General features: G+C 66.2%; 18 protein-coding genes. 13 read left to right on the forward strand and 5 right to left on the reverse strand.

What is annotated here, in order from left to right; translation table 11 throughout:
* The first annotated feature begins 19 nt into the window (after positions 1–19).
* On the forward strand, positions 20–925 hold the full coding sequence (locus G6N36_RS05940) for an ABC transporter ATP-binding protein (RefSeq protein WP_163690471.1): 906 nt from the start codon (positions 20–22) through the stop codon (positions 923–925).
* Complete coding sequence (locus G6N36_RS05945) at positions 922–1,695, forward strand: ABC transporter permease (RefSeq protein ID WP_163685654.1); 774 nt, start codon at positions 922–924, stop codon at positions 1,693–1,695. The genes G6N36_RS05940 and G6N36_RS05945 overlap by 4 nt, the downstream gene beginning before the upstream one ends.
* Here the strand turns inward: G6N36_RS05945 and G6N36_RS05950 are convergent.
* On the reverse strand, positions 1,609–2,292 hold the full coding sequence (locus G6N36_RS05950) for a hypothetical protein (protein WP_163685655.1): 684 nt from the start codon (positions 2,290–2,292) through the stop codon (positions 1,609–1,611). The genes G6N36_RS05945 and G6N36_RS05950 overlap by 87 nt on opposite strands.
* Before the next feature lie 88 nt (positions 2,293–2,380).
* Here G6N36_RS05950 and G6N36_RS05955 point away from each other — a divergent pair, with 88 nt between their 5' ends.
* Together G6N36_RS05955 and G6N36_RS05960 are read left to right on the forward strand one after the other, a co-directional pair.
* Complete coding sequence (locus G6N36_RS05955) at positions 2,381–2,953, forward strand: TetR/AcrR family transcriptional regulator (RefSeq protein ID WP_163685656.1); 573 nt, start codon at positions 2,381–2,383, stop codon at positions 2,951–2,953.
* 47 nt (positions 2,954–3,000) lie between these two features.
* A complete protein-coding gene (locus G6N36_RS05960) occupies positions 3,001–4,011 on the forward strand; it encodes a COX15/CtaA family protein (protein WP_163685657.1) in 1,011 nt (336 codons plus the stop codon).
* On the opposite strand, the gene G6N36_RS05965 is transcribed toward G6N36_RS05960, so the two are convergent.
* Positions 3,907–4,845 (reverse strand): ATP-grasp domain-containing protein, encoded by a 939-nt coding sequence (locus G6N36_RS05965; RefSeq protein ID WP_163685658.1) that lies wholly within the window; start codon positions 4,843–4,845, stop codon positions 3,907–3,909. The two genes, G6N36_RS05960 and G6N36_RS05965, sit on opposite strands and share 105 nt — an antisense overlap.
* A 19-nt stretch (positions 4,846–4,864) precedes the next feature.
* Here G6N36_RS05965 and G6N36_RS05970 point away from each other — a divergent pair, with 19 nt between their 5' ends.
* The gene (locus G6N36_RS05970) at positions 4,865–5,836 is read left to right on the forward strand and encodes a quinone oxidoreductase family protein (RefSeq protein ID WP_163685659.1); all 972 of its coding nucleotides are present in this window, start codon (positions 4,865–4,867) and stop codon (positions 5,834–5,836) included.
* A gap of 10 nt (positions 5,837–5,846) precedes the next feature.
* On the opposite strand, the gene G6N36_RS05975 is transcribed toward G6N36_RS05970, so the two are convergent.
* The gene (locus G6N36_RS05975) at positions 5,847–6,779 is read right to left on the reverse strand and encodes a heme o synthase (RefSeq protein ID WP_163685660.1); all 933 of its coding nucleotides are present in this window, start codon (positions 6,777–6,779) and stop codon (positions 5,847–5,849) included.
* Between the two features lie 178 nt (positions 6,780–6,957).
* Between G6N36_RS05975 and tkt the strand changes: the two genes are divergently transcribed.
* Genes tkt through pgl form a run of 5 tightly spaced genes read left to right on the forward strand, consistent with a single transcriptional unit; the run spans position 6,958 to position 13,361 of the window.
* Positions 6,958–9,051, forward strand: a complete 2,094-nt coding sequence (gene tkt, locus G6N36_RS05980) for a transketolase (protein ID WP_163685661.1) — start codon at positions 6,958–6,960, stop codon at positions 9,049–9,051.
* 23 nt (positions 9,052–9,074) lie between these two features.
* Positions 9,075–10,193, forward strand: coding sequence for a transaldolase (tal, locus tag G6N36_RS05985; RefSeq protein WP_163685662.1), 1,119 nt, complete (start codon positions 9,075–9,077; stop codon positions 10,191–10,193).
* Positions 10,190–11,716 (forward strand): glucose-6-phosphate dehydrogenase, encoded by a 1,527-nt coding sequence (zwf, locus tag G6N36_RS05990; RefSeq protein WP_163685663.1) that lies wholly within the window; start codon positions 10,190–10,192, stop codon positions 11,714–11,716. The genes tal and zwf overlap by 4 nt, the downstream gene beginning before the upstream one ends.
* On the forward strand, positions 11,716–12,627 hold the full coding sequence (opcA, locus tag G6N36_RS05995) for a glucose-6-phosphate dehydrogenase assembly protein OpcA (RefSeq protein WP_163690473.1): 912 nt from the start codon (positions 11,716–11,718) through the stop codon (positions 12,625–12,627). Before zwf ends, opcA begins: the two co-directional genes overlap by 1 nt.
* The gene (gene pgl, locus G6N36_RS06000) at positions 12,624–13,361 is read left to right on the forward strand and encodes a 6-phosphogluconolactonase (protein ID WP_163685664.1); all 738 of its coding nucleotides are present in this window, start codon (positions 12,624–12,626) and stop codon (positions 13,359–13,361) included. Before opcA ends, pgl begins: the two co-directional genes overlap by 4 nt.
* 41 nt (positions 13,362–13,402) lie before the next feature.
* Here pgl and G6N36_RS06005 read toward each other — a convergent pair whose 3' ends face one another.
* Positions 13,403–14,782 carry a 13E12 repeat family protein gene (locus G6N36_RS06005; RefSeq protein WP_163685665.1) on the reverse strand — a complete coding sequence of 460 codons (1,380 nt, stop codon included), beginning with the start codon at positions 14,780–14,782 and terminating at the stop codon, positions 13,403–13,405.
* Positions 14,783–15,117: 335 nt separating this feature from the next.
* Between G6N36_RS06005 and G6N36_RS06010 the strand changes: the two genes are divergently transcribed.
* From G6N36_RS06010 to G6N36_RS06020, 3 genes are all read left to right on the forward strand, one after another.
* Positions 15,118–15,495: an ATPase gene (locus G6N36_RS06010; protein ID WP_163690475.1), complete on the forward strand. Its 378-nt coding sequence runs from the start codon at positions 15,118–15,120 to the stop codon at positions 15,493–15,495.
* A complete protein-coding gene (locus G6N36_RS06015) occupies positions 15,495–16,778 on the forward strand; it encodes a cytochrome P450 family protein (RefSeq protein WP_163685666.1) in 1,284 nt (427 codons plus the stop codon). Before G6N36_RS06010 ends, G6N36_RS06015 begins: the two co-directional genes overlap by 1 nt.
* Before the next feature lie 89 nt (positions 16,779–16,867).
* Complete coding sequence (locus G6N36_RS06020; protein WP_163685667.1) at positions 16,868–17,161, forward strand: hypothetical protein; 294 nt, start codon at positions 16,868–16,870, stop codon at positions 17,159–17,161.
* On the opposite strand, the gene ppc is transcribed toward G6N36_RS06020, so the two are convergent.
* Entirely contained in the window at positions 17,158–19,947 is a 2,790-nt protein-coding gene (gene ppc / locus G6N36_RS06025) for a phosphoenolpyruvate carboxylase (RefSeq protein WP_163685668.1), read from the reverse strand. The two genes, G6N36_RS06020 and ppc, sit on opposite strands and share 4 nt — an antisense overlap.
* Positions 19,948–19,996: the final 49 nt, after the last annotated feature.

Below are 19,996 nucleotides of genomic sequence, written 5' to 3' on the forward strand. Positions count from 1 at the left end.
AGGGGCTTCCTCGGTCCCCGTGCGCCTGCGCGGGGTCAGCAAGCGGTACGGGTCGACGACGGCGGTGGCAGGTCTCGACCTCGACGTCGAGACCGCCGAAGTGCTCGCGCTGCTCGGCCCCAACGGCGCGGGCAAGACCACGACGGTCGAGATGTGTGAGGGCTTCATCAAGCCCGACTCGGGCACGATCGAGATCCTCGGCCTGGATCCGTTCGGCGACAACGCCGCGGTCCGCGAACGGATCGGTGTGATGCTGCAGGGCGGCGGCGCGTACCCCGCGGCGCGGGCGGGCGAAATGCTGGACCTCGTCGCCTCCTACGCCTCGAACCCGCTGGACCCCAAATGGTTGATGGACACGCTGGGCCTGACGGAGTCGGCGCGCACGACCTACCGCAGGCTCTCGGGTGGCCAGCAGCAGCGGTTGGCGCTCGCGTGCGCCGTGGTGGGCAGGCCGGAGCTGGTGTTCCTCGACGAGCCGACCGCGGGTATGGATGCGCATGCCCGAATCGTGGTGTGGGAGTTGATCGATGGACTGCGCCGCGACGGCGTCACCGTGGTGCTGACCACCCATCAGCTGACCGAGGCCGAGGAGCTGGCCGACCGCATCGTCATCATCGATCACGGTGTCGCGGTGGCCAGCGGAACGCCCGCGGAGCTGATGCGCAGCGGTGCCGAGAACCAATTGCGTTTCCGCGCACCGCGAATGCTCGACTTGTCACTGTTGATATCGGCGCTTCCCGAGACCTATCAGGCGACCGAGACGGCGCCCGGCGAATACCTTGTCGAGGGCGACATCGACCCACAGGTGCTGGCGACGGTGACCGCGTGGTGTGCACGGGTCAACGTGCTGGCCACCGATATGCGGGTGGAGCAACGCAGCCTCGAGGACGTGTTCCTCGACTTGACCGGTCGGGAGTTGCGATGACGAATCGCTTTGCGCCAGGGACTTTCACGCCGGACCCGCATTCGGCCACGGTGCAGAAGATGTTGGCCGCGCAGTTCCGCCTCGAGCTGAAGCTCCTGCTGCGCAACGGCGAACAGCTGCTGTTGACCATGTTCATCCCGATCACGTTGCTCGTGGGCCTAACGTTGCTGCCGTTCGGATCGTTCGGCGACAACCGCGCGTCGACGTTCGTTCCCGCGATCATGGCGCTTGCGGTGATCTCGACGGCCTTCACCGGACAGGCCATCGCCGTGGCGTTCGACCGCCGCTATGGCGCCCTGAAACGCCTCGGGGCCACCGCGCTGCCGGTCTGGGGCATCATCGCGGGCAAATCCCTCGCGGTGGTCGCCGTGGTGTTCTTTCAGGCAATTGTGCTGGGCGCCATAGGCTTTGCGCTCGGCTGGCGTCCGCCGATCGCCGGTCTGACCTTGGGTGCGGTGATCATCGCGCTGGGCACGGCGGGTTTCGCCGCGCTCGGCCTGCTGCTGGGCGGGACACTACGCGCCGAGATCGTGTTGGCGGTGGCGAACCTGCTCTGGTTCGTGTTCGCGGGGCTGGGTGCGCTGACTGTCGAGAGCGACATGGTGCCCACCGCGCTGGCGTGGATCGCGAGGCTCACGCCGTCCGGAGCGCTGACCGAGGCGCTGACCCAGGCGATGACGCCGTCAGTTGACTGGTTCGGCCTGGCGGTACTCGCGGTGTGGGGTGCCGTTGCGGCCCTCTGCGCCCTGCGCTGGTTCCGTTTCACCTGACGTCAGTCGCGGCAGCAGGTATTCCAACTGCCCGACTTCTTCGATGTTGTGCCTGACCCAGGCGTGCACCTTGTCGTCGGGAAAACGCCTGCGCACGACGTGATTGACCGCGGCCAGTAGCGCAGAGCGCACACCGAGGTCCATCACCGTGACGTAGTGCGCGCCGTCGCTGCCGGCCGACCACGTGTGCTCAAGTTGAAAGACCGGGATTCCGGCAATCCGCTTGACCAGCCGGATACCGGTCTGGTCGAGTTTCTCGACGCGGGCGATCTCGTCGATCTGGCATTCGGGCTTGCCGCCGAACGCCTCGACCATGCGAAACCGCGCGCCTTCGGCCGCACCCCCACCGGGCGCCCGCCGTGCCAGTTCCCAGTTGATGTGGTCAATCGGATGCCATGCGAGGTAGCGGTCGATGACCACCCCGCCGTAGGAGACCGTGCCGTCGAGATGGGTGAACCAATCGAGCAGCATCGCCGGCGTTACTCCGGTCAGCGGCTGATGATCGATCGTGATGCGGCGCCGGCCATGCGGATGGTCGCTGCATTGCACCGTGGCGGTCTCGACGGATCGCAGCGGATAGAGCACCGGACGAGCCATGATATTCCTCCAAGATACGGTAGCGTTTCTTATGCCGCCAGGTTAGGCTTCAGCGGTAAGATACGCAAGCGTTTCTTTTGGAGGTGCGATGCGGCGACGTCGCGGCGACGAGCTGGACACTGCCATCCGGGGTGCGGTACTGGCGCTGCTCGCTGAGCACGGGCCCACGGGAGTGACCATGGAGGCGGTCGCCGCCGCTGCGCAGACCAGCAAGCCGGTGCTGTACCGGCGGTGGCCGGACCGCGGCGCATTGTTGCGCGACACCTTGCTGCGCATCGCGACCACGGCGATTCCCCATGAGGACACCGGCAGCTACCGCAGCGACATGCTCGCGATCTTGCGTGGATGGGCGGCGCTGTTCACCGGGCCGGAATCCACCGCGCTGCGTGCCGCCGTCGCCGCGGCGGCCCACGATCCAGAGCTGACGGCGGCGTTTCAGCAGGATGTCATCGGCTGGCGTAAGACGGAGATGGCCGCCCTGCTGGCCCGCGGTATAGAACGTGGCGACGTACGGCCCGACGTCCCCGTCGAGATCGCCCGCGAGCTCGGGCAGAGCGTGCTCTGGCATCGCCTGTTGGTCACCGGCGACCCGATCGATGATGACCTCGTCGTGCAGTTGGTCGACGAGGTCCTGGTGCCATTCGTCGCGCCTCGCGGATAAGCAGCCCTACTACATCGTGTAGTTAATCCTGCTCTACCATCGAGGCCGTGCCCGTCGGACGAATCTTCCTGCGACTGGTCGATCTTCTGCCGTTGCCGAGCCTGCGGGTCCAGCGCGCCATCGCCGCCGCCGTCGTCCTGACGCAGGGCGGGATCGCGGTAACCGGCGCGATCGTTCGCGTCACCGCGTCGGGTCTCGGTTGCCCGACCTGGCCGCAGTGCTTCCCCGGTAGCTTCACCCCGATCCCCCACCCTGAAGTCGCGGGAATCCACCAGGCCGTCGAGTTCGGCAACCGGATGATCACGTTCCTGGTGGTGCTCACCGCCGCGCTGGCGGTGCTGGCCGTCACGCGCGCGCGCAGGCGCCGCGAGGTCCTCGTGTACGCATGGCTGATGCCGGTGTCGACCGTGGTTCAGGCCGTGATCGGCGGGATCACGGTGCTCACCGGCCTGCTGTGGTGGACGGTCGCCATCCACCTGCTGGCGTCGATGACGATGGTTTGGGTGTCGGTGCTGCTCTACGTGAAGATCTGCGAACCCGATACCGGCGTCGTGCGGCACCGGGTTCCGAAACCGTTGCGCCAGTTGACCATTCTCAGTGCGATTGCGCTGGCCGCCGTGCTCGTGACCGGAACACTGGTCACCGGCGCGGGTCCGCACGCCGGCGACAAGAGCATCACCCAGCCGGTGCCGCGGCTTGAAGTTGAAATCGTCACCCTGGTGCAGCTGCACGCAACGTTGCTGGTGGTTTACCTGTCGCTGTTGGTGGCGTTGGTGTTCGGGCTGCGCGCGGTCAACGCAGCACGACCGGTCGTCAGGCGACTCGCCGTGCTGCTGGTTCTCGTGGCGGGGCAAGCCCTTGTCGGGCGCGTGCAATACGCCCTCGATGTCCCCGCCGCTCTGGTGGCGCTGCACGTCGCCCTCGCGGCCGCGTGCACGGCGGCCACCGCCGCGCTATGGGCGTCGATGCGAGAGCGGGCCGAGCCCGAGGCGCTCGAGGGTTTCCTCGACCCCGACGGCGAAGTCGCGTTGCCTGCTGCTCCGGGTAGCGGCGTCTAGCTGCCGCCATCCCAGCGACGGTTCGACGAGTTCGAGTTCCAGCAGTTGCGGATCGTCAGGGCCGCCGATCACATCGACCCGTGCGTACAGCAGCTCGGCCGCGTCGATGCCGAGGTGCGCGGCCGCCGCGGACAGTGCAGCATGCCCGACATCCCATAGCTCGAAGTCCGGCTCGGCCGGGGTCAGCGACTCCTCGGCGTACGTGCCCGAGTCGTCGAACGCGGGCTGACCTCCCTGCGACGGCAGGATCGGCCCCTTGGTGAATGCGTGCGACTGGCGGCCGCGCAGGAAGACCAGGGCCGTCTCGCCGTCTTCGACGCGCCGGTCGTAGGGCTGCACCAGCGCCGTCCGGCCGTCGTCGTGCAGCGACGCGACATGGCGTCGGGCCGCTTGACTGTCGTGGAACCGTTGTGCACCAAAGGATCCCGCGCCCACGGCAGGTTTGACGACGATTTCGCCCGCGGGTAGGTGCATTTGCTCGCCCGGGGCTATGAACGTGCTGGGGACAACGGGCACACCGGCCTCGGCGAGGTCGGCCAGATATGCCTTGTCGCTGTTCCACGAGACCACCGCGGGGGCGTTGACGAGGTTACGGACGTTGGTGGTCCACTGGAGGAACTCGTCGAGCCGCTCGATGTAGTCCCACGTTGCCCGCAGAATCACCAGGTCAGCCTTCAGTGTGTCCGGATCGTCCCAGGACAACCAGTGGGCGTGCAGTCCTCGCCGGCGCAGCGCCGCGACGAGTTCGCCATCGTCACCTTCGCCCTCGGGTAACGCCTGGCAGCCGGCCAGCACGACGCGCGGATGGAAGACATCGGGGCGGGCCAGTTTCATACCAAGGCAGGATAGAAGCATGTACGCCATCGAAGTCGCCGAGACCGGCGGACCAGAAGTGCTGACCTACGCCAAGAAGCCACAGCCGACCCCCGGGCCCGGTGAGGTACTGATCAAAGCCGAAGCGATCGGAGTGAACTTCCTCGACACGTACTTCCGTTCTGGGCTGTATCCGCGCGAGCTGCCGTTCATCCTCGGCAACGAGGTGTGCGGCACCGTCGAAGCCGTCGGCGAGGAAGTCGCGGCGCTGGCGGTCGGCGACCGCGTGGTCACCGCCCAGGCCAACGGCGCCTATGCCGAATATTCTTTGGCGACAGCCGATTTCTGCGCCTACGTGCCAGACGGCGTGGGCGCCGACGTGGCCGCGGCTGCTCTGCTCAAGGGGATGACCGCGCACTATCTGATCAAGTCGACGTATCCCGTGCAGCAGGGCGATGCTGTTCTGGTGCACGCCGGCGCGGGAGGCGTGGGGCTGATCCTGACGCAGTGGGCCACCAGCATGGCCGCCCGCGTGATCACCACGGTGTCCACGCCGGAGAAGGCGGAACTGTCGCGGCAGGCGGGCGCCGTCGAGGTTCTCGACTACCCCGAGGATGCCGCGGAGTTCGGCGCCAAGATCAAGGACCTCACCGACGGCGGGGTCGCCGTGGTCTACGACGGCGTCGGCGCCGACACCTTCGATGCCAGCATCGCCAGCCTTGCCATCCGCGGCACGCTGGCGCTGTTCGGGGCGTCCAGCGGGCCGGTGCCACCTTTCGATCCGCAGCGGCTCAACGCGGCCGGCTCGTTGTTCCTGACCCGGCCGACGCTGGTGCACTACACCCGCACACCCGATGAGTTCGCCTGGCGCGCCGGAGAACTGCTCGATGCCATCGCCGGCGGCACCATCAACGTCACGGTCAGTGAGCGATACCGCCTCGAGGACGCCCAGCAGGCGCACCGCGACCTGCAGGGCCGCAAGACGGTCGGCTCAGTCGTGCTGATCCCCTAACCCGTCACCGTCAGGCGGTGAACAGTGTCGGCAGGGCAAGGGCCGAATCGATCGCCAGCGCGAGGAACACCACAGCGAGGTAATTGTTCGACTGCAGGAACAGCCGCAGCGGCTTGACCGGCTCACCGCGGCGCACGCCGCCGTAGAGCTGGTGAGCCATCACCAGGAACCAGGAGCCGGCCAGGATGGCGACGGCCGCGTACAGCCAGCCGGTGGCGAGCGCGAGCGCGAGGGTCGCCGCGACCGTCAGCCAGGTGTAGATCAGGATCTGCTTGGTCACCTGTTGTTCAGTGGCGACCACGGGCAGCATCGGCACGCCGGCCGCCGCGTAGTCCTCCTTGTAGCGCATCGCCAGCGCCCAGGTGTGCGGCGGCGTCCAGAAGAAGATGATCGCGAACATGACCAGCGCGGGCCATTGGATGGTTCCGGTGACCGCCGACCAGCCGATCATCACCGGCATGCAGCCGGCCGCGCCGCCCCAAACCACGTTCTGCGTCGTGCGGCGCTTGAGCAGCAGCGTGTAGACGAGCACGTAGAACGCGATGGTCGCACCGGCGAGGTGGGCCGACAACATGTTCGTCGTCCACCACAGCCAGAAGAACGAGCCGACGGACAGGGCGAGCCCGAAGACGAAGGCATGGCTGCGCGGCACGGTGTCGCGGGCCAGCGGCCTGCGCTCGGTGCGCTTCATCTTCTTGTCGATGTCGGCGTCGGCCACACAGTTCAACGTGTTGGCGCCCGCCGCCGCCAGCAAGCCGCCGACCAGCGTGTTCAGGATCAGCAGCGGATCGACGGTGCCGCGGTCGGCCAGCAGCATGGCCGGGATCGTGGTGACCAGGAGCAGCTCGATGACGCGCGGTTTCGTCAGCGCGAGATAGCCCAACAGCGTGGTGCGCACTCGGCCGTGCGTCCCGACGGGGAGCTGGCTCTCGCGAATGTCCACGCAGTAACTCCTTGAAATGGCTGCAGCGCGCGCGGCGTCTACTACAGAGGATGGTAGACCGCTGCTGAACGGCCGCCTAATCGTCCCCCAAGCGGCCTGCAAGGGATGACGCTCCCGCACTAGGGTGGTTGAAGAGGCAGCTTTGCCGAGCTCACCCGTCGACCAGGAGAGGGCGCCTGTGACCACGCTCGAAGAGATTTCTACCCTTACCCGTCCCCACCATCCCGACGATTGGGCCGACGTGGACTCGGTGGCGGTCGACACCGTTCGGGTGCTGGCCGCCGACGCGGTGCAGAAGGTGGGCAACGGGCACCCCGGAACCGCGATGAGCCTGGCTCCGCTGGCGTACACACTCTTCCAGCGCCAGATGCGCCACGATCCCAGCGACGTGCACTGGCTCGGCCGGGACCGCTTCGTACTGTCCTGCGGGCACTCGAGCCTGACGCTGTACATCCAGCTGTATCTGGGTGGGTTCGGCCTGGAGCTGTCCGACATCGAGTCGCTGCGGACGTGGAAATCCAAGACGCCCGGCCATCCGGAGTTCCGCCACACCAAGGGCGTGGAGATCACGACTGGGCCGCTGGGTCAGGGGCTGGCGTCGGCGGTCGGCATGGCGATGGCATCTCGCTACGAGCGCGGCCTGTTCGACCCCGACCCGGCATGGGGTGAGAGCCCGTTCGACCACTACATCTATGTCATCGCCTCCGATGGTGACATCGAGGAGGGCGTCACCAGCGAGGCGTCCTCGCTGGCGGGCACCCAGCAGCTCGGCAACCTCATCGTGTTCTACGACCACAATCAGATCTCCATCGAGCACGACACGAATATCGCTCTCTCCGAAGATGTTCCGGCTCGCTATCGCGCTTACGGCTGGCATGTTCAGGAGGTCGAGGGCGGCGAGAACGTCACCGGAATCGAAGAAGCTATCGAGGCCGCACGCAAGGTCACCGACAAGCCGTCGTTCATCTCGGTGCGGACGATCATCGGCTACCCCGCGCCTACGAAGATGAACACCGGTGGTGTGCACGGCTCGGCGCTGGGCGACGAGGAGGTCGCGGCGACCAAGAAGGTGCTGGGCTTCGACCCCGACAAAACCTTCGAGGTGCGCCCCGAGGTCATCGAGCACACCCGCAAGCTGGTGGAGCGCGGCAAGGAGGCCCACGAGAAGTGGCAGCCGCAGTTCGATGCCTGGGCCGAGCGCGAGCCCGAGCGCAAGAAGCTACTGGACCGGTTGACCGCCGAGGAGCTGCCCGAGGGCTGGGACTCCGACCTGACCTACTGGGAGCCGGGGAGCAAGGCAGTCGCCACGCGCGCGGCGTTCGGCCAGGTGCTCAACGACGTGGCACCGAAGCTGCCCGAATTATGGGGCGGCTCAGCCGATCTCGCGGGCAGCAACAATACGACGATCAAGGGTGTCAAGTCCTTCGGTCCGCCGTCGATCTCGACCGAGGACTTCACCGCGGACTGGTACGGCCGGGTGCTGCACTTCGGCATTCGCGAGCACGCGATGGGGTCGATCCTGTCGGGCATCGTGCTGCACGGCCCGACCCGCGCATTCGGCGGAACGTTCCTGCAGTTCTCCGACTACATGCGCCCCGCAGTCCGGTTGGCGTCGCTGATGGACATCGACACCATCTACATCTGGACGCATGACTCGATCGGTCTCGGCGAGGACGGGCCGACGCATCAGCCGATCGAGCACCTCGCCGCGCTGCGAGCGATTCCGAACCTCTCGGTCGTGCGGCCAGGTGATCCCAACGAGACCGCGTACGCGTGGCGCAGCATCATCGCTCGCGGTAATGGCAGCGGTCCCGTCGGTTTCATCCTCACCCGTCAGGGCATCCCAGTACTGGAGGGCACCAGCGCCGAGGGTGTGGCGAAGGGTGGTTACGTGCTCGGCGGCGGTAACCCCGCCGACGACGCCGACGTGATCATCATCGGCACCGGCTCGGAGCTGCAGCTCGCAGTGGAAGCCAAGAAACTCTTGGCCGAAAAGGACATCACGGCATACGTCGTGTCGATGCCGTGCGTCGAGTGGTTCGAATCGCAGCCGAAGGAGTACCGCGATTCGGTACTCCCTCCGACGGTTTCGGCGCGAGTGGCGGTCGAGGCGGCCGTCGCGCAGAGCTGGTACAAGCTGGTCGGTGACACCGGCGAGATCGTCTCGATCGAGCACTACGGCGAATCGGCCGACGACAAGACGCTGTTCCGCGAGTTCGGCTTCACCCCCGAGGCCGTCGCGGCAGCCGCAGAGCGATCCATAGACAACTAGACCTCACGAGAAGGGCAACAATCATGACGCAGAACCCGAATCTGGCCGCCCTGAGCGCCGCCGGTGTCTCGGTCTGGCTCGACGATCTATCGCGCGACCGGCTGCAGACCGGCAATCTGCAGGAGCTCATCGATACCAAGAGCGTCGTCGGCGTCACCACCAACCCGTCGATCTTCCAGGCGGCGCTGTCGAAGGGCAACGCCTACGACGACCAGGTCAAAGAGTTGGCCGAGCGTGGCGCCGACGTCGACGCCACCATCCGCACCGTCACCACCGACGACGTGCGCAACGCCTGCGACGTGCTGGCCAAGCAGTACGAGCTGTCCGACGGTGTCGACGGCCGGGTGTCCATCGAGGTGGACCCGCGGCTCGCGCACGACACGGACAAGACGATCCTGCAGGCGATCGAGCTGTGGAAGATCGTCGACCGGCCCAACCTGTTGATCAAGATCCCCGCCACCATGGCTGGGCTGCCCGCGATCACCGCCGTTATCGCCGAAGGCATTTCGGTGAACGTCACGCTGATCTTCTCCGTCGAGCGCCACCGCCTCGTCATGGACGCCTATCTCGCAGGTCTGGAAAAGGCCAAGGAGGCCGGCCACGACATCTCCAAGATCCATTCGGTCGCATCGTTCTTCGTGTCCCGGGTGGATACCGAGATCGACAAGCGTCTCGAGAAGATCGGTTCCGATGAAGCGCTGGGATTGCGCGGCAAGGCCGGCGTCGCCAACGCCCACCTGGCCTACGCGGCCTACGAAGAGATCTTCGTCGGCGGCTCCCGTTACGAGGCGCTCAAGTCCGACGGTGCGCGCGTGCAACGTCCATTGTGGGCATCGACGGGCGTGAAGAATCCCGACTACTCCGACACCCTTTACATCACCGAACTGGTCGCGCCCAACACCGTGAACACCATGCCGGAGAAGACGATGGATGCCGTCGCCGATCACGGTGTGATCACCGGCGACACCGTCACGGGTAAGGGCGCCGAGGCCCAGACGGTGTTCGACAAGCTGGACGCGGTCGGCATCGACCTGCCCGACGTGTTCAAGGTGCTCGAGGACGAGGGCGTCGAGAAGTTCGAGAAGTCCTGGCAGGAACTGCTCGACGCCACGCAGGAACAGCTCGACTCCGCCAAGAAATGAGCCAATGGCGTAATCCGCTGCGCGACAAACGCGACAAGCGGATGCCCCACATCGCGGGGCCGTGCGCCGTTGTCATCTTCGGCGTCACGGGCGACCTGGCGCGCAAGAAGGTGATGCCGGCGATCTACGACCTGGCCAACCGGGGACTACTGCCCGCCAACTTCGCGCTGGTGGGGTTCGCGCGCCGAGATTGGTCGGACGAGGATTTCGCGAAGCTGGTCTTCGACTCCGTCAAAGATCACGCTCGCACGCCGTTTCGCCAGGAGGTCTGGGACCGGCTCGCCGAAGGAATCCGCTTCGTGCAGGGCACCTTTGATGACGATAAGGGCTATGAGCGCTTGGCCGAGTCGCTCGACAAGCTCGATGCCGAGCGCGGGACGGGCGGCAATCACGCGTTCTACCTGTCGATTCCGCCCAACGCATTCCCCGTGGTGTGCGAACAGCTGAAGAAATCGGGGCTCGCGAACAAGCCGGAGGGCTCCTGGAGCCGGGTGGTCATCGAGAAGCCGTTCGGCCATGACCTGCAGAGCGCGCGGGAGCTCAATAGCGTGGTGAACAGCATCTTCCCCGAGGAGTCGGTGTTCCGCATCGACCATTACCTCGGCAAGGAGACGGTGCAGAACATCCTGGCACTGCGCTTCGCCAACGAATTGTACGAACCGATCTGGAACAACAACTACGTCGACAGCGTCCAGATCACGATGGCCGAGGACATCGGTCTCGGTGGCCGTGGCGGTTACTACGACGGTGTCGGCGCGGCCCGCGACGTCATCCAGAATCATCTGCTGCAGCTGATGGCGCTGACGGCCATGGAGGAGCCGGTCAACTTCGGGCCGGGTGACCTCCAGGCGGAGAAGATCAAGGTGCTTTCGGCCACCCAGGTGATGCAGCCGCTGGATCAGACCACCGCACGCGGCCAGTACGTCGCGGGTTGGCAGGGCAGTTCGAAGGTCGTCGGGTTGCTCGAGGAGGAGGGGTTCTCCAAGGACTCGACCACCGAGACCTACGCGGCGATAGCCCTGGAGATCGACACCCGCCGTTGGGCGGGTGTTCCATTCTTTCTGCGCACCGGAAAGCGTTTGGGCCGCAGGGTCACCGAGATCGCATTGATCTTCAAGAGGGCACCCCATCTGCCGTTCGACAAGACGATGACCGAGGAACTCGGCCAGAACGCGTTGGTGATCCGGGTACAGCCCGACGAGGGCATCACCACGCGGTTCGGTTCCAAAGTTCCCGGCAGTGCCATGGAAGTCCGCGACGTGAACATGGACTTCTCCTACGGATCGGCATTTGCCGAGGACTCCCCCGAGGCCTATGAGCGGTTGATCCTCGACGTGCTGCTGGGTGAACCGTCGTTGTTCCCGGTCAACCGCGAGGTCGAATTCTCCTGGGAGATCCTCGATCCCGTGCTGGAGTACTGGGCGTCGCACGGTAAACCGGACTCCTATGAGTCCGGCACCTGGGGGCCGGAGTCGGCCGACGAGATGCTGCATCGCATGGGCCGGGAATGGAGGCGCCCGTAATGATCGTCGACCTGCCCAACACGAACACCAACGACATCAACAAGAAGATCACCGGCCTTCGCGAAGAGGGTGGCGCGATCACGCTGAGCCGGGTGCTCACGCTCGTCATCTCGCTGCACACCGATGAACTGCTCGAGGATTCGATCGAGGCGGCCAACTTCGCTAGCCGTGAGCACCCGTGCCGGGTGATCGTGGTCGTGGCCGGCGATCGGGACGCCACCGAGCCCCGGCTGGATGCACAGCTGCGGGTCGGCGCCGACGCGGGAGCCGGCGAAGTGGTCGCGCTGCATCTGCACGGCGAGATGGCCGGCCACGCCAGCAGTGTGGTGTTGCCGTTCCTGCTGCCCGACACCCCGGTGGTGGCGTGGTGGCCAGCCGGAGGGCCTGACGATCCGTCGCAAGACCCCCTGGGACAGTTGGCGATTCGACGGATCACCAACGCGACGGATTGCGCCGATCCGATGGCGGCGATCAAGGGTCGCCTGGCCGGCTACAGCTCGGGAGACACCGATCTGGCGTGGGCCCGCATCACCTACTGGCGCGCGCTGCTGACGGCGGCGCTCGATCAGCCCCCGTTCGAGCCCGTCACCTCGGCGGTGGTGTCCGGACTTCGCGAGGAACCCTCGCTCGACGTGCTCGCCGGTTGGCTGGCCACCAGGATCGACGGTCCCGTGAAGCGAGAGATCGGCGAATTGAAGGTCGAGCTGATCCGCAGCAGCGAGACCATCACGCTGCGCCGGCCGCAGACCGGTGTGACGGCGACGATCAGCAGGACCGCGAAACCGGACTCGCTGATCCCGTTGGCCCGCAGGGAGGCCAAGGAGTGCCTGGCCGAGGACTTGCGCAGGCTCGACGCCGACGAGATCTACCACGAGGCGCTGAAGGGAATCGAGAAGGTGCAGTACGCATGAGCACTGTCGTCGAGAAGTACCCGGACACAGACGCTTTGGTGGCGGCTGCCGGTGACCGACTGGTGGGTGCGATCACCGATGCGATCAGCCGGCGGGACCGCGCGCTGATCGTGTTGACCGGCGGTGGCACCGGTACCGGGCTGTTGAAGCGGGTTCGCGAACAGGCGGACGGGATCGACTGGTCGAAGGTGCATCTGTTCTGGGGCGACGATCGGTTCGTGCCCGCCGATGACGACGAGCGCAACGAGAAGCAGGCACGGGAGGCGCTGATCGATCACGTCGACATCCCGGCCGCGAATGTGCATGCGATGGCGCCCAGCGGTGCCGCGTTCGGAGACGACCTCGGTGCCGCCGCGTCGGCGTATGAGCAAGTGCTGGCCGACAACGCCGACGAAGGCCAGTCAGAACCCGATTTTGACGTGCACCTGCTGGGGATGGGCCCGGAAGGCCACATCAACTCGCTGTTCCCGGACACCGACGCAGTGCGCGAAACCAAGCGGTTGGTGATCGGCGTGACCGACTCCCCCAAGCCGCCGCCGCGACGAATCACCCTGACGCTGCCCGCTGTTCAGCGTTCTCGTGAGGTGTGGCTGGTGGTATCCGGCGAGGCGAAGGCCGACGCGGTTGCCGCGGCAATTGGGGGCGCGAGTCCTGTCGATGTACCGGCCGCCGGTGCTGTGGGCCGCGACGCGACCGTGTGGCTGCTCGACGAGAGCGCGGCGTCGAAGCTGTAGGTGTCGCCGGCCGCTCGGTATCAATCGTCGGCGTCACTGCCTTACGTCTCGTCGGGTGGGTCGGGGTCGCTGCGGAGGAGTTCTTCGGGGTGGTGGGCGTGGTTGATGCCGGGCGGTCGGGTTCCGTCGGTCCACGCCAGTCGTCCGCTGTCGGTGACCGTTGTCTGCCATCGCCCCTCGCTGACCGCCGTGTGGTCGGGCCCGCAGGCGAAGAACAGCATGTCGGCGTCGGTGGGTCCACCGGCGGCCCAGTCGACAGCGTGATGGACCTCGGAGTGATAGCCCGGTTCTAGGCAGTTGGATCGGGTGCAGCCTCCGTCGCGTGAGTAGCAGATGATGCGTTGGTCGGTTGTCGCTATCCGTTTCTGGCGGCCGAGGTAGAGGGGTCGGTCGCTGTGGTCGTCGAACACCGCGAGGTAGTGGATGGCCTCGGCGGCCATCCGTATCAGGTCGCGCATCGGCAGCGCGGTGTTGCCGCCGGTGCGCGCCGGCGAGGGCATCGGGATGTCGGGATCGGTGACCGCGTGGGCGGCCTGGTTCAGTTCGGCCAGGGTGGTGCGCGCGATCACCGTCACCGGGTGTCCCCGATGCGAGCCCCATGCGCCGGACGCGAGGCCGGCTTTGAGCCCGAGTTTGATGCCGTCATGGCAGCGTTGCGCGGGGCTGCGGTCGTCACGTTGCTCTTCGACGGTGCCGTCGGGCAAGTGACGGCCTGGCCGCACCGCCGCGGTTGCCGCCTCCACGTAGGCACGGGCTTCGGGGTCGAGGTAACCCCGTATCCGGGACATCCCATCACGGCCCTGAGGGCCCATGACCACACCGCGGCGACGCGCTCGGTCGGCCTCATTGAAATCGCCGTCAGGATTGAAGATCTCGTCGATCCGGTTCGCCGCGGCCTTGACGATGTCGGCGTCGCTCTTGGCCGCCTCACGGACCAGGCTGCGCTCGACCTCGACGCGCTCCTCGACCGACACGCACGACGGCAGGTTCCTCATCGCCGCGGTGATCACGCGCAGATGGTCCTCACCAACAGCACCGGCGCCAACAGCGTCGGCCAGCAGCGGTAGATCCGGTGGCAATTGCTCGCCGGTGAGCTGGCGGCGCGAAAGGATACGGGTGGCGACCTTGGTGCGGCGTTTGACCTCCGCGGGCGTCAGCCGTAGCCGTGCCGCCACATTCTGCACCCACCCAGGTGTGCTACCCGCTTCATCAGGCGGATCGGCCAACTGCCCGAACACCCGGTACATCAACCCGCGATTGATGCGCTCCTGGGCTTCCACACGCTCGGCCATCTCCATTCGAAACGCGGTGCCCACCTCATCACAGGGCGTTCCCCGAAGCACCGAATGGGCAGCGTCGACCGCGTCGAGAGCGGCCCAGATACGCTCCCTTGCCACCTCCGCCGTGATGAATTCGCCCATACCACAACGCTAACGACACCAACCACCAAAACCGGCCGCGCCGAGGCTCGGCCCAGAAAACCTGTGGGTCAATCCCCGATTTGGGATAACCCCACCGAGATGTCAGTCGAAGATGCTAGGGCGGCCCCTGCGGCCACCACCCTTCTGATCACTGTCACCGTCCCGAAACCCCGCCTCATACTCGCCGGTCGGGCTCGTCGAATCCGTTGCGACAGTTCTGCGCCACGAACAACCTGGGCATTGGCGGTAAGGCGCATCCCCTCCACGCGTCGTCACACAGGATCAGACGACCGGTCCGCCTCGACGGTTCCCATAGGTGTGGTCAAATGGCCTTCATGGTGGACAAGGGTGGCAGCAAACCAGCGCCACGTACCGGCCGGGAACGTATCCAGAAACTGGCGCAGGCCGCGCTGAACGCCGACGTCACGGTCGAGCAGGTCGACACGATCCTCGAGGGGCTGAGTGAAACCCTCGTCGACCTCAACAACTCGACCGGCAAACTCGATGCCACGCTGGAACGCTTCAACGACACGATCAACCAGATCAACGAGCTTGCCCCGCGCCTCATCGCGGTGGTGGACCGCATGGAGGGCATCGTCGCGCGCGTCGAGCGCATCGTCGGCGTCGGCGAATCCGTCATAGGCCCGCTTGCCGCCACCGAGCAGGCGGTCCGCGGGGCGGTCAACAGGGTGCGCAAGACCACCGGCCTCTAGTGTCGGCCAACCACCCGGTTCCGCAGCCCCCGCTCGCCGAAGGCGTCGGGCTGCCGTGGGACGTGTCGGTCGACGACGCCGTCGCCGCCATAGCCACCGCGCGCGAGCGATACGGCGACACCTTCAGCGTGCGCAGCGGCGACGACAACTACCTGTTCACGTTCTCCCCCACCGGCGTCGAATCTTTCTACGGCCTACCCGAAGACAAGGCCAGCAAGGGTGTCGCCGACTACCTGATGCTGCGCCGCAAGCTTCCCGACGAGATCTTCGACGGACGGCGGTTGCTTCCGACCTCGTTGTTCCGCCGCGACGACGTCGCCTCGTATCTCGCGAACCTCGACTGCGCCCTGACCCAGACCGTGGCTGAGCTCGGAACCGAAGGCACCGTGGAGCTGTTCGGCCTCACCCGTCGCCTCGGACACCGAATGGGCTTGGCCTCATGGGCGGGACCGCGCTCCGCACAGGGGGATTCATTCGAACGGTTGGTCCGCGCCTTTGAGACCCTGGACGGTTCCGACGCGTTCGTTCATCCCGAGGCGATGGCGGCCGTGGCGGCGTCAGGCAAGCGGGCCGAGCGTGCCGCGCTCGACGACGTCGTCGCTGTCATCGGAAACCTCGCGAAGTCAACGGATCCCGACGACAACGACCTCTTCGGCCGCATCGTGCGCGCCTGGTCGGCGGAACCCGACGACGTCCGGCTGCGCGGCATCGCGCTCGACGTGGCCCTCATCCACATCGCCTCCATGTCGAACCTGATGGCCGCACTGGGCTGGGCGCTTGTGGACCTACTCGGACACCCGGCACTGGCTCAGCGCGTCGCCGACGGCGACCAGGATTTCGCGCAGCGCTGCGCGCTGGAGAGCACCCGGCTGGCACAGCGTTCCATCATGTCCCGAGCCGTATTGGTTTCCGTCGACCTCGACACCGGCGACCAGACCTACCGCGTCCCCGCCGGCTGGACCATCGCCACACTGCTGCCGCTGCTCAACACCTCGGCCGCGCACGGGCTGGACACGTGGGACCCCGCGCGCTGGAACCGCTACCGCCTCGTCGACGCGGCGTCGTTGCCATCGCCGATGTTGGTCACCGCCTTCGGACACGGCAAGCACTCGTGCCCCGCCCAGCCGTTTTCACTCGCGGCGATGACGACGGCGATGACCCGTCTATTGAGCACCTACGACATGACGCCATCGTGGACCTGCTACCCACGTCCGGTGCCGGCCCAGATCGGTGGGGTCGCACGATCCGCGGATCCCTGCCCAGTGCGCTACGTCAGCCGCTGATCAGTCGAAATCCGAACCACCGTCGACGTTGACGGTGGCCTCGGTGGGAGTCAGCAGCCCTCGCCGGTGTCAACGATAGGATCGGAGGGATGTTCCGTATAGACGGCATCAACGGCGAGAGCATCGTGGTCGACGGCAATTGGGTCGAGAAGCTGCGGACAAACACATCGCGCGGCCGCAACCCGGCCGACAGGTACGCCGGAACTGACATCAAGGAGATCACCCGCCGCAAGAAGATCTTCGGTGGCGAGAAAGAAGAACTGCTGCAGGTGATCGTCAACGTGGGCACGTTCTACTCACTGACGGTCCCCGCCGAGCGGCGGGCCGAGGTCGACGCGCTGATCGCCGCACTCGAGAAGGCTCGCGCCAGCGCCAGTTCCTAGCCGCTGTTGCGCAGTGCGGTCGCCAGTCCACTCATCGTGAGCAGGATGCCTCGCTGGACCAGTTCGTCGTCGTCGCCAGAACGGTAGCGGCGCAACAGTTCCACCTGAAGGTGGTTCAGCGGCTCGAGGTACGGAAACCGGTTGAACACCGATCGCGCCAAGGCCGGGTTGTCGGCGAGCAGATCGTCCTGACCGGTGATGAGCTTGTGCATCTGAATGGTGCGGGTGTGCTCGGCGACGATCTTGTCGAACACCCGCGACCGCAACTGCTCGTCGGCCACCAACTCGGAGTAACGCGCCGCCAGACCCATGTCAGCCTTCGCAAGCACCTGGGCCATATTGGACAACACCGTCCGGAAGAACGGCCAGCGACGGTACAGGTCCCGCAGGACCTCCAGCCGTCCGTCGCCCTCGTCGATCCATCCCTCGAACGCGGTTCCGGTGCCATACCAGCCCGGCAGCATCACCCGCGATTGACTCCAGGCCAGCACCCACGGAATCGCGCGCAGATCCGAGATGGCCGTGGTGGGCTTGCGTGACGTCGGCCTGCTCCCGATGTTGAGCGCACCGATCTCGCTGACGGGCGTCGACTCCTTGAAGTACTCGACGAATCCCGGTGTGTTGTGCACCAATTCGGAGTATGCCCGCTGCGCGCGGGCGGCCAGTTCGTCGAGCACGTCGTAGGCGGGACCGGCGGCGTCGCCGAGACCCTCGATGTCGAGCAGAGTGGCCTCCAGTGTCGCCGCCAACAGGGTCTCCAAGTTGCGATGCGCAATCTGCGGTTCGGCGTACTTGGCGGCGATCACCTCACCCTGCTCGGTGATCCGCAGCGATCCGTTGACCGCGCCCGGCGGCTGCGCCCGAATGGCGTCGTAGCTGGGTCCGCCGCCACGCCCCACGGTGCCGCCGCGTCCGTGGAACAACCGCAACCGCATTCCGGTCTTGCGTGCGGACTCCACCAGATCGAGCTCGGCGCGATACAGCGCCCAGTTGGCTGCGAGGTATCCGCCGTCCTTGTTCGAGTCCGAATAGCCGAGCATCACTTCCTGGCTGTCACCACGCACCGACACAATCGCGCGGTACACCGGAAGTTCCAACGCCTGTTCGAGAATCGACGAGCCGCGCTGAAGGTCGTCGATGGTCTCGAACAGCGGGACGATCCCGACGGGCGCATAGGCGTCGGGTCCCGAAACATCGAGCAGACCAACCTCTTTGAGCAGGACCGCAGCTTCGAGCATGTCGGACACCGACTGGCACATCGAGATGATGTAGTTCGGCACGGCCTGCGGCCCGAATACCTTGACGGCCCGGGCGGCCGCGGCGACGATGTCGAGTTCCTTCCGAGCCAGCTCGGAGAGCTCGGCACCGTCGCCGATGAGCGGGCGCCGCGTGGCGACCTCGGCCGCGAGCAACTCGACGCGCTCGGGTTCGGGCAGCGAACTGTAGTCGGAGTGAACGCCAGCCCACTCCAGCAGCTCGGCGATGACATCCTCGTGCACGTCGGAGTTCTGTCGCATGTCCAGCCCGGACAGGTGAAACCCGAAGACGTGCGCGGCTTCTCGCAGTCGGGCTAACCGATCGTCGGCCAGCACGGCGCTGCCGTTGTGCCGCAATGACTCGTCGACGATGTCGAGGTCGGCCAAGAGTTCGGCGGGAGTTTCGTAGGGGTCCAACCCGAGGTCGAGCTCGTGTTCGGGCTGACGGTCGAGGATCTCAGTGGCCGTGGACGTCAACCGAGCGTGGATGACCCGCAGCGCCCGGCGATACGGTTCGTCCATCCGGGCGGGCTCATGGCACTTATCGGCGAGTGCCTCGAGCGACTCGCTGATCTTGACCAGCCGCGCCGACATCGACAGTTCCTCTTCGAGCGCGGTGATCTCGGTGAAGTAATGCTCCAGCGCCGTATAGGCGGCACTGCTGGTCGCCAGACGCACGACCTCCGCGGTGACATTCGGGTTGCCGTCACGATCACCGCCGATCCACGATCCGGGACGCAGAAAGGGCTGGCTCAGCATATCGCTATCGGGCCAACGCGACCGCAGCGCATTACGCACTTCGGCGTTGACCTGCGGGACCACCTCGAAGAACGCCGCGGGGTAATACCGCAGCCCGGTTTCTATCTCGTCCTGAATCTTCAACCGGGACAACCGGATCAGCGCCGTCTGCCACAGCGTGAGGATGTTGCGGCGCAACTCACGCTCGATATCGCGGCCGTCGTCGGTGAGCTCATGGCCGTTCAATCGCAGCCGCATCAACTGTGTGATGCGGTGTTGAGTGTCGAAGATCGTGCGTCGACGGGTCTCGGTGGGATGCGCCGTGATCACCGGCGAAACGAGTGCTCCGGCCAGCGCATCGGTGACCGCCGCCGAATCGAGTCCGGCCAGGTCCAGTTTGGCGTACGTCGCCGCCAGGCTGCTGTCCTGCGGCGGTTCTCCGGCGGCGACGTGGATGATGCGCCGACGCTCGCGGTGGATGTCCTCGGCGACGTTGGCCAGCAGCGCGAAGTGGGTGAACGCGCGGATGACGGGAATGGCCTGGTGAATGTCGATGCCGTCGAACATGGAGCTCAGCTCAGCGCGGTCGATCTCCGAGCGCCGCACCCGGAACGACTCGACGCGGGCGCGTTCGACGAGGTCGAAGACGTCCTCACCGTTCTGGTCACGGATGGTCTCACCGAGAAGCGCACCCAACAATCGGATGTCTTCGCGCATCGGCTCGGTGGCCTCCCGGCCCACTTTCGTGCGCTGTACCGCGCCGATCGGTTCAAGTCCGCCGACATCTGCCATTCCACCAGTATCGACGGGGCGCGCGTCAGGTGCAGAACGAGCCGATCGG

The sequence above is a fragment of the Mycolicibacterium gadium genome (assembly GCF_010728925.1).
GTDB lineage: Bacteria > Actinomycetota > Actinomycetes > Mycobacteriales > Mycobacteriaceae > Mycobacterium > Mycobacterium gadium.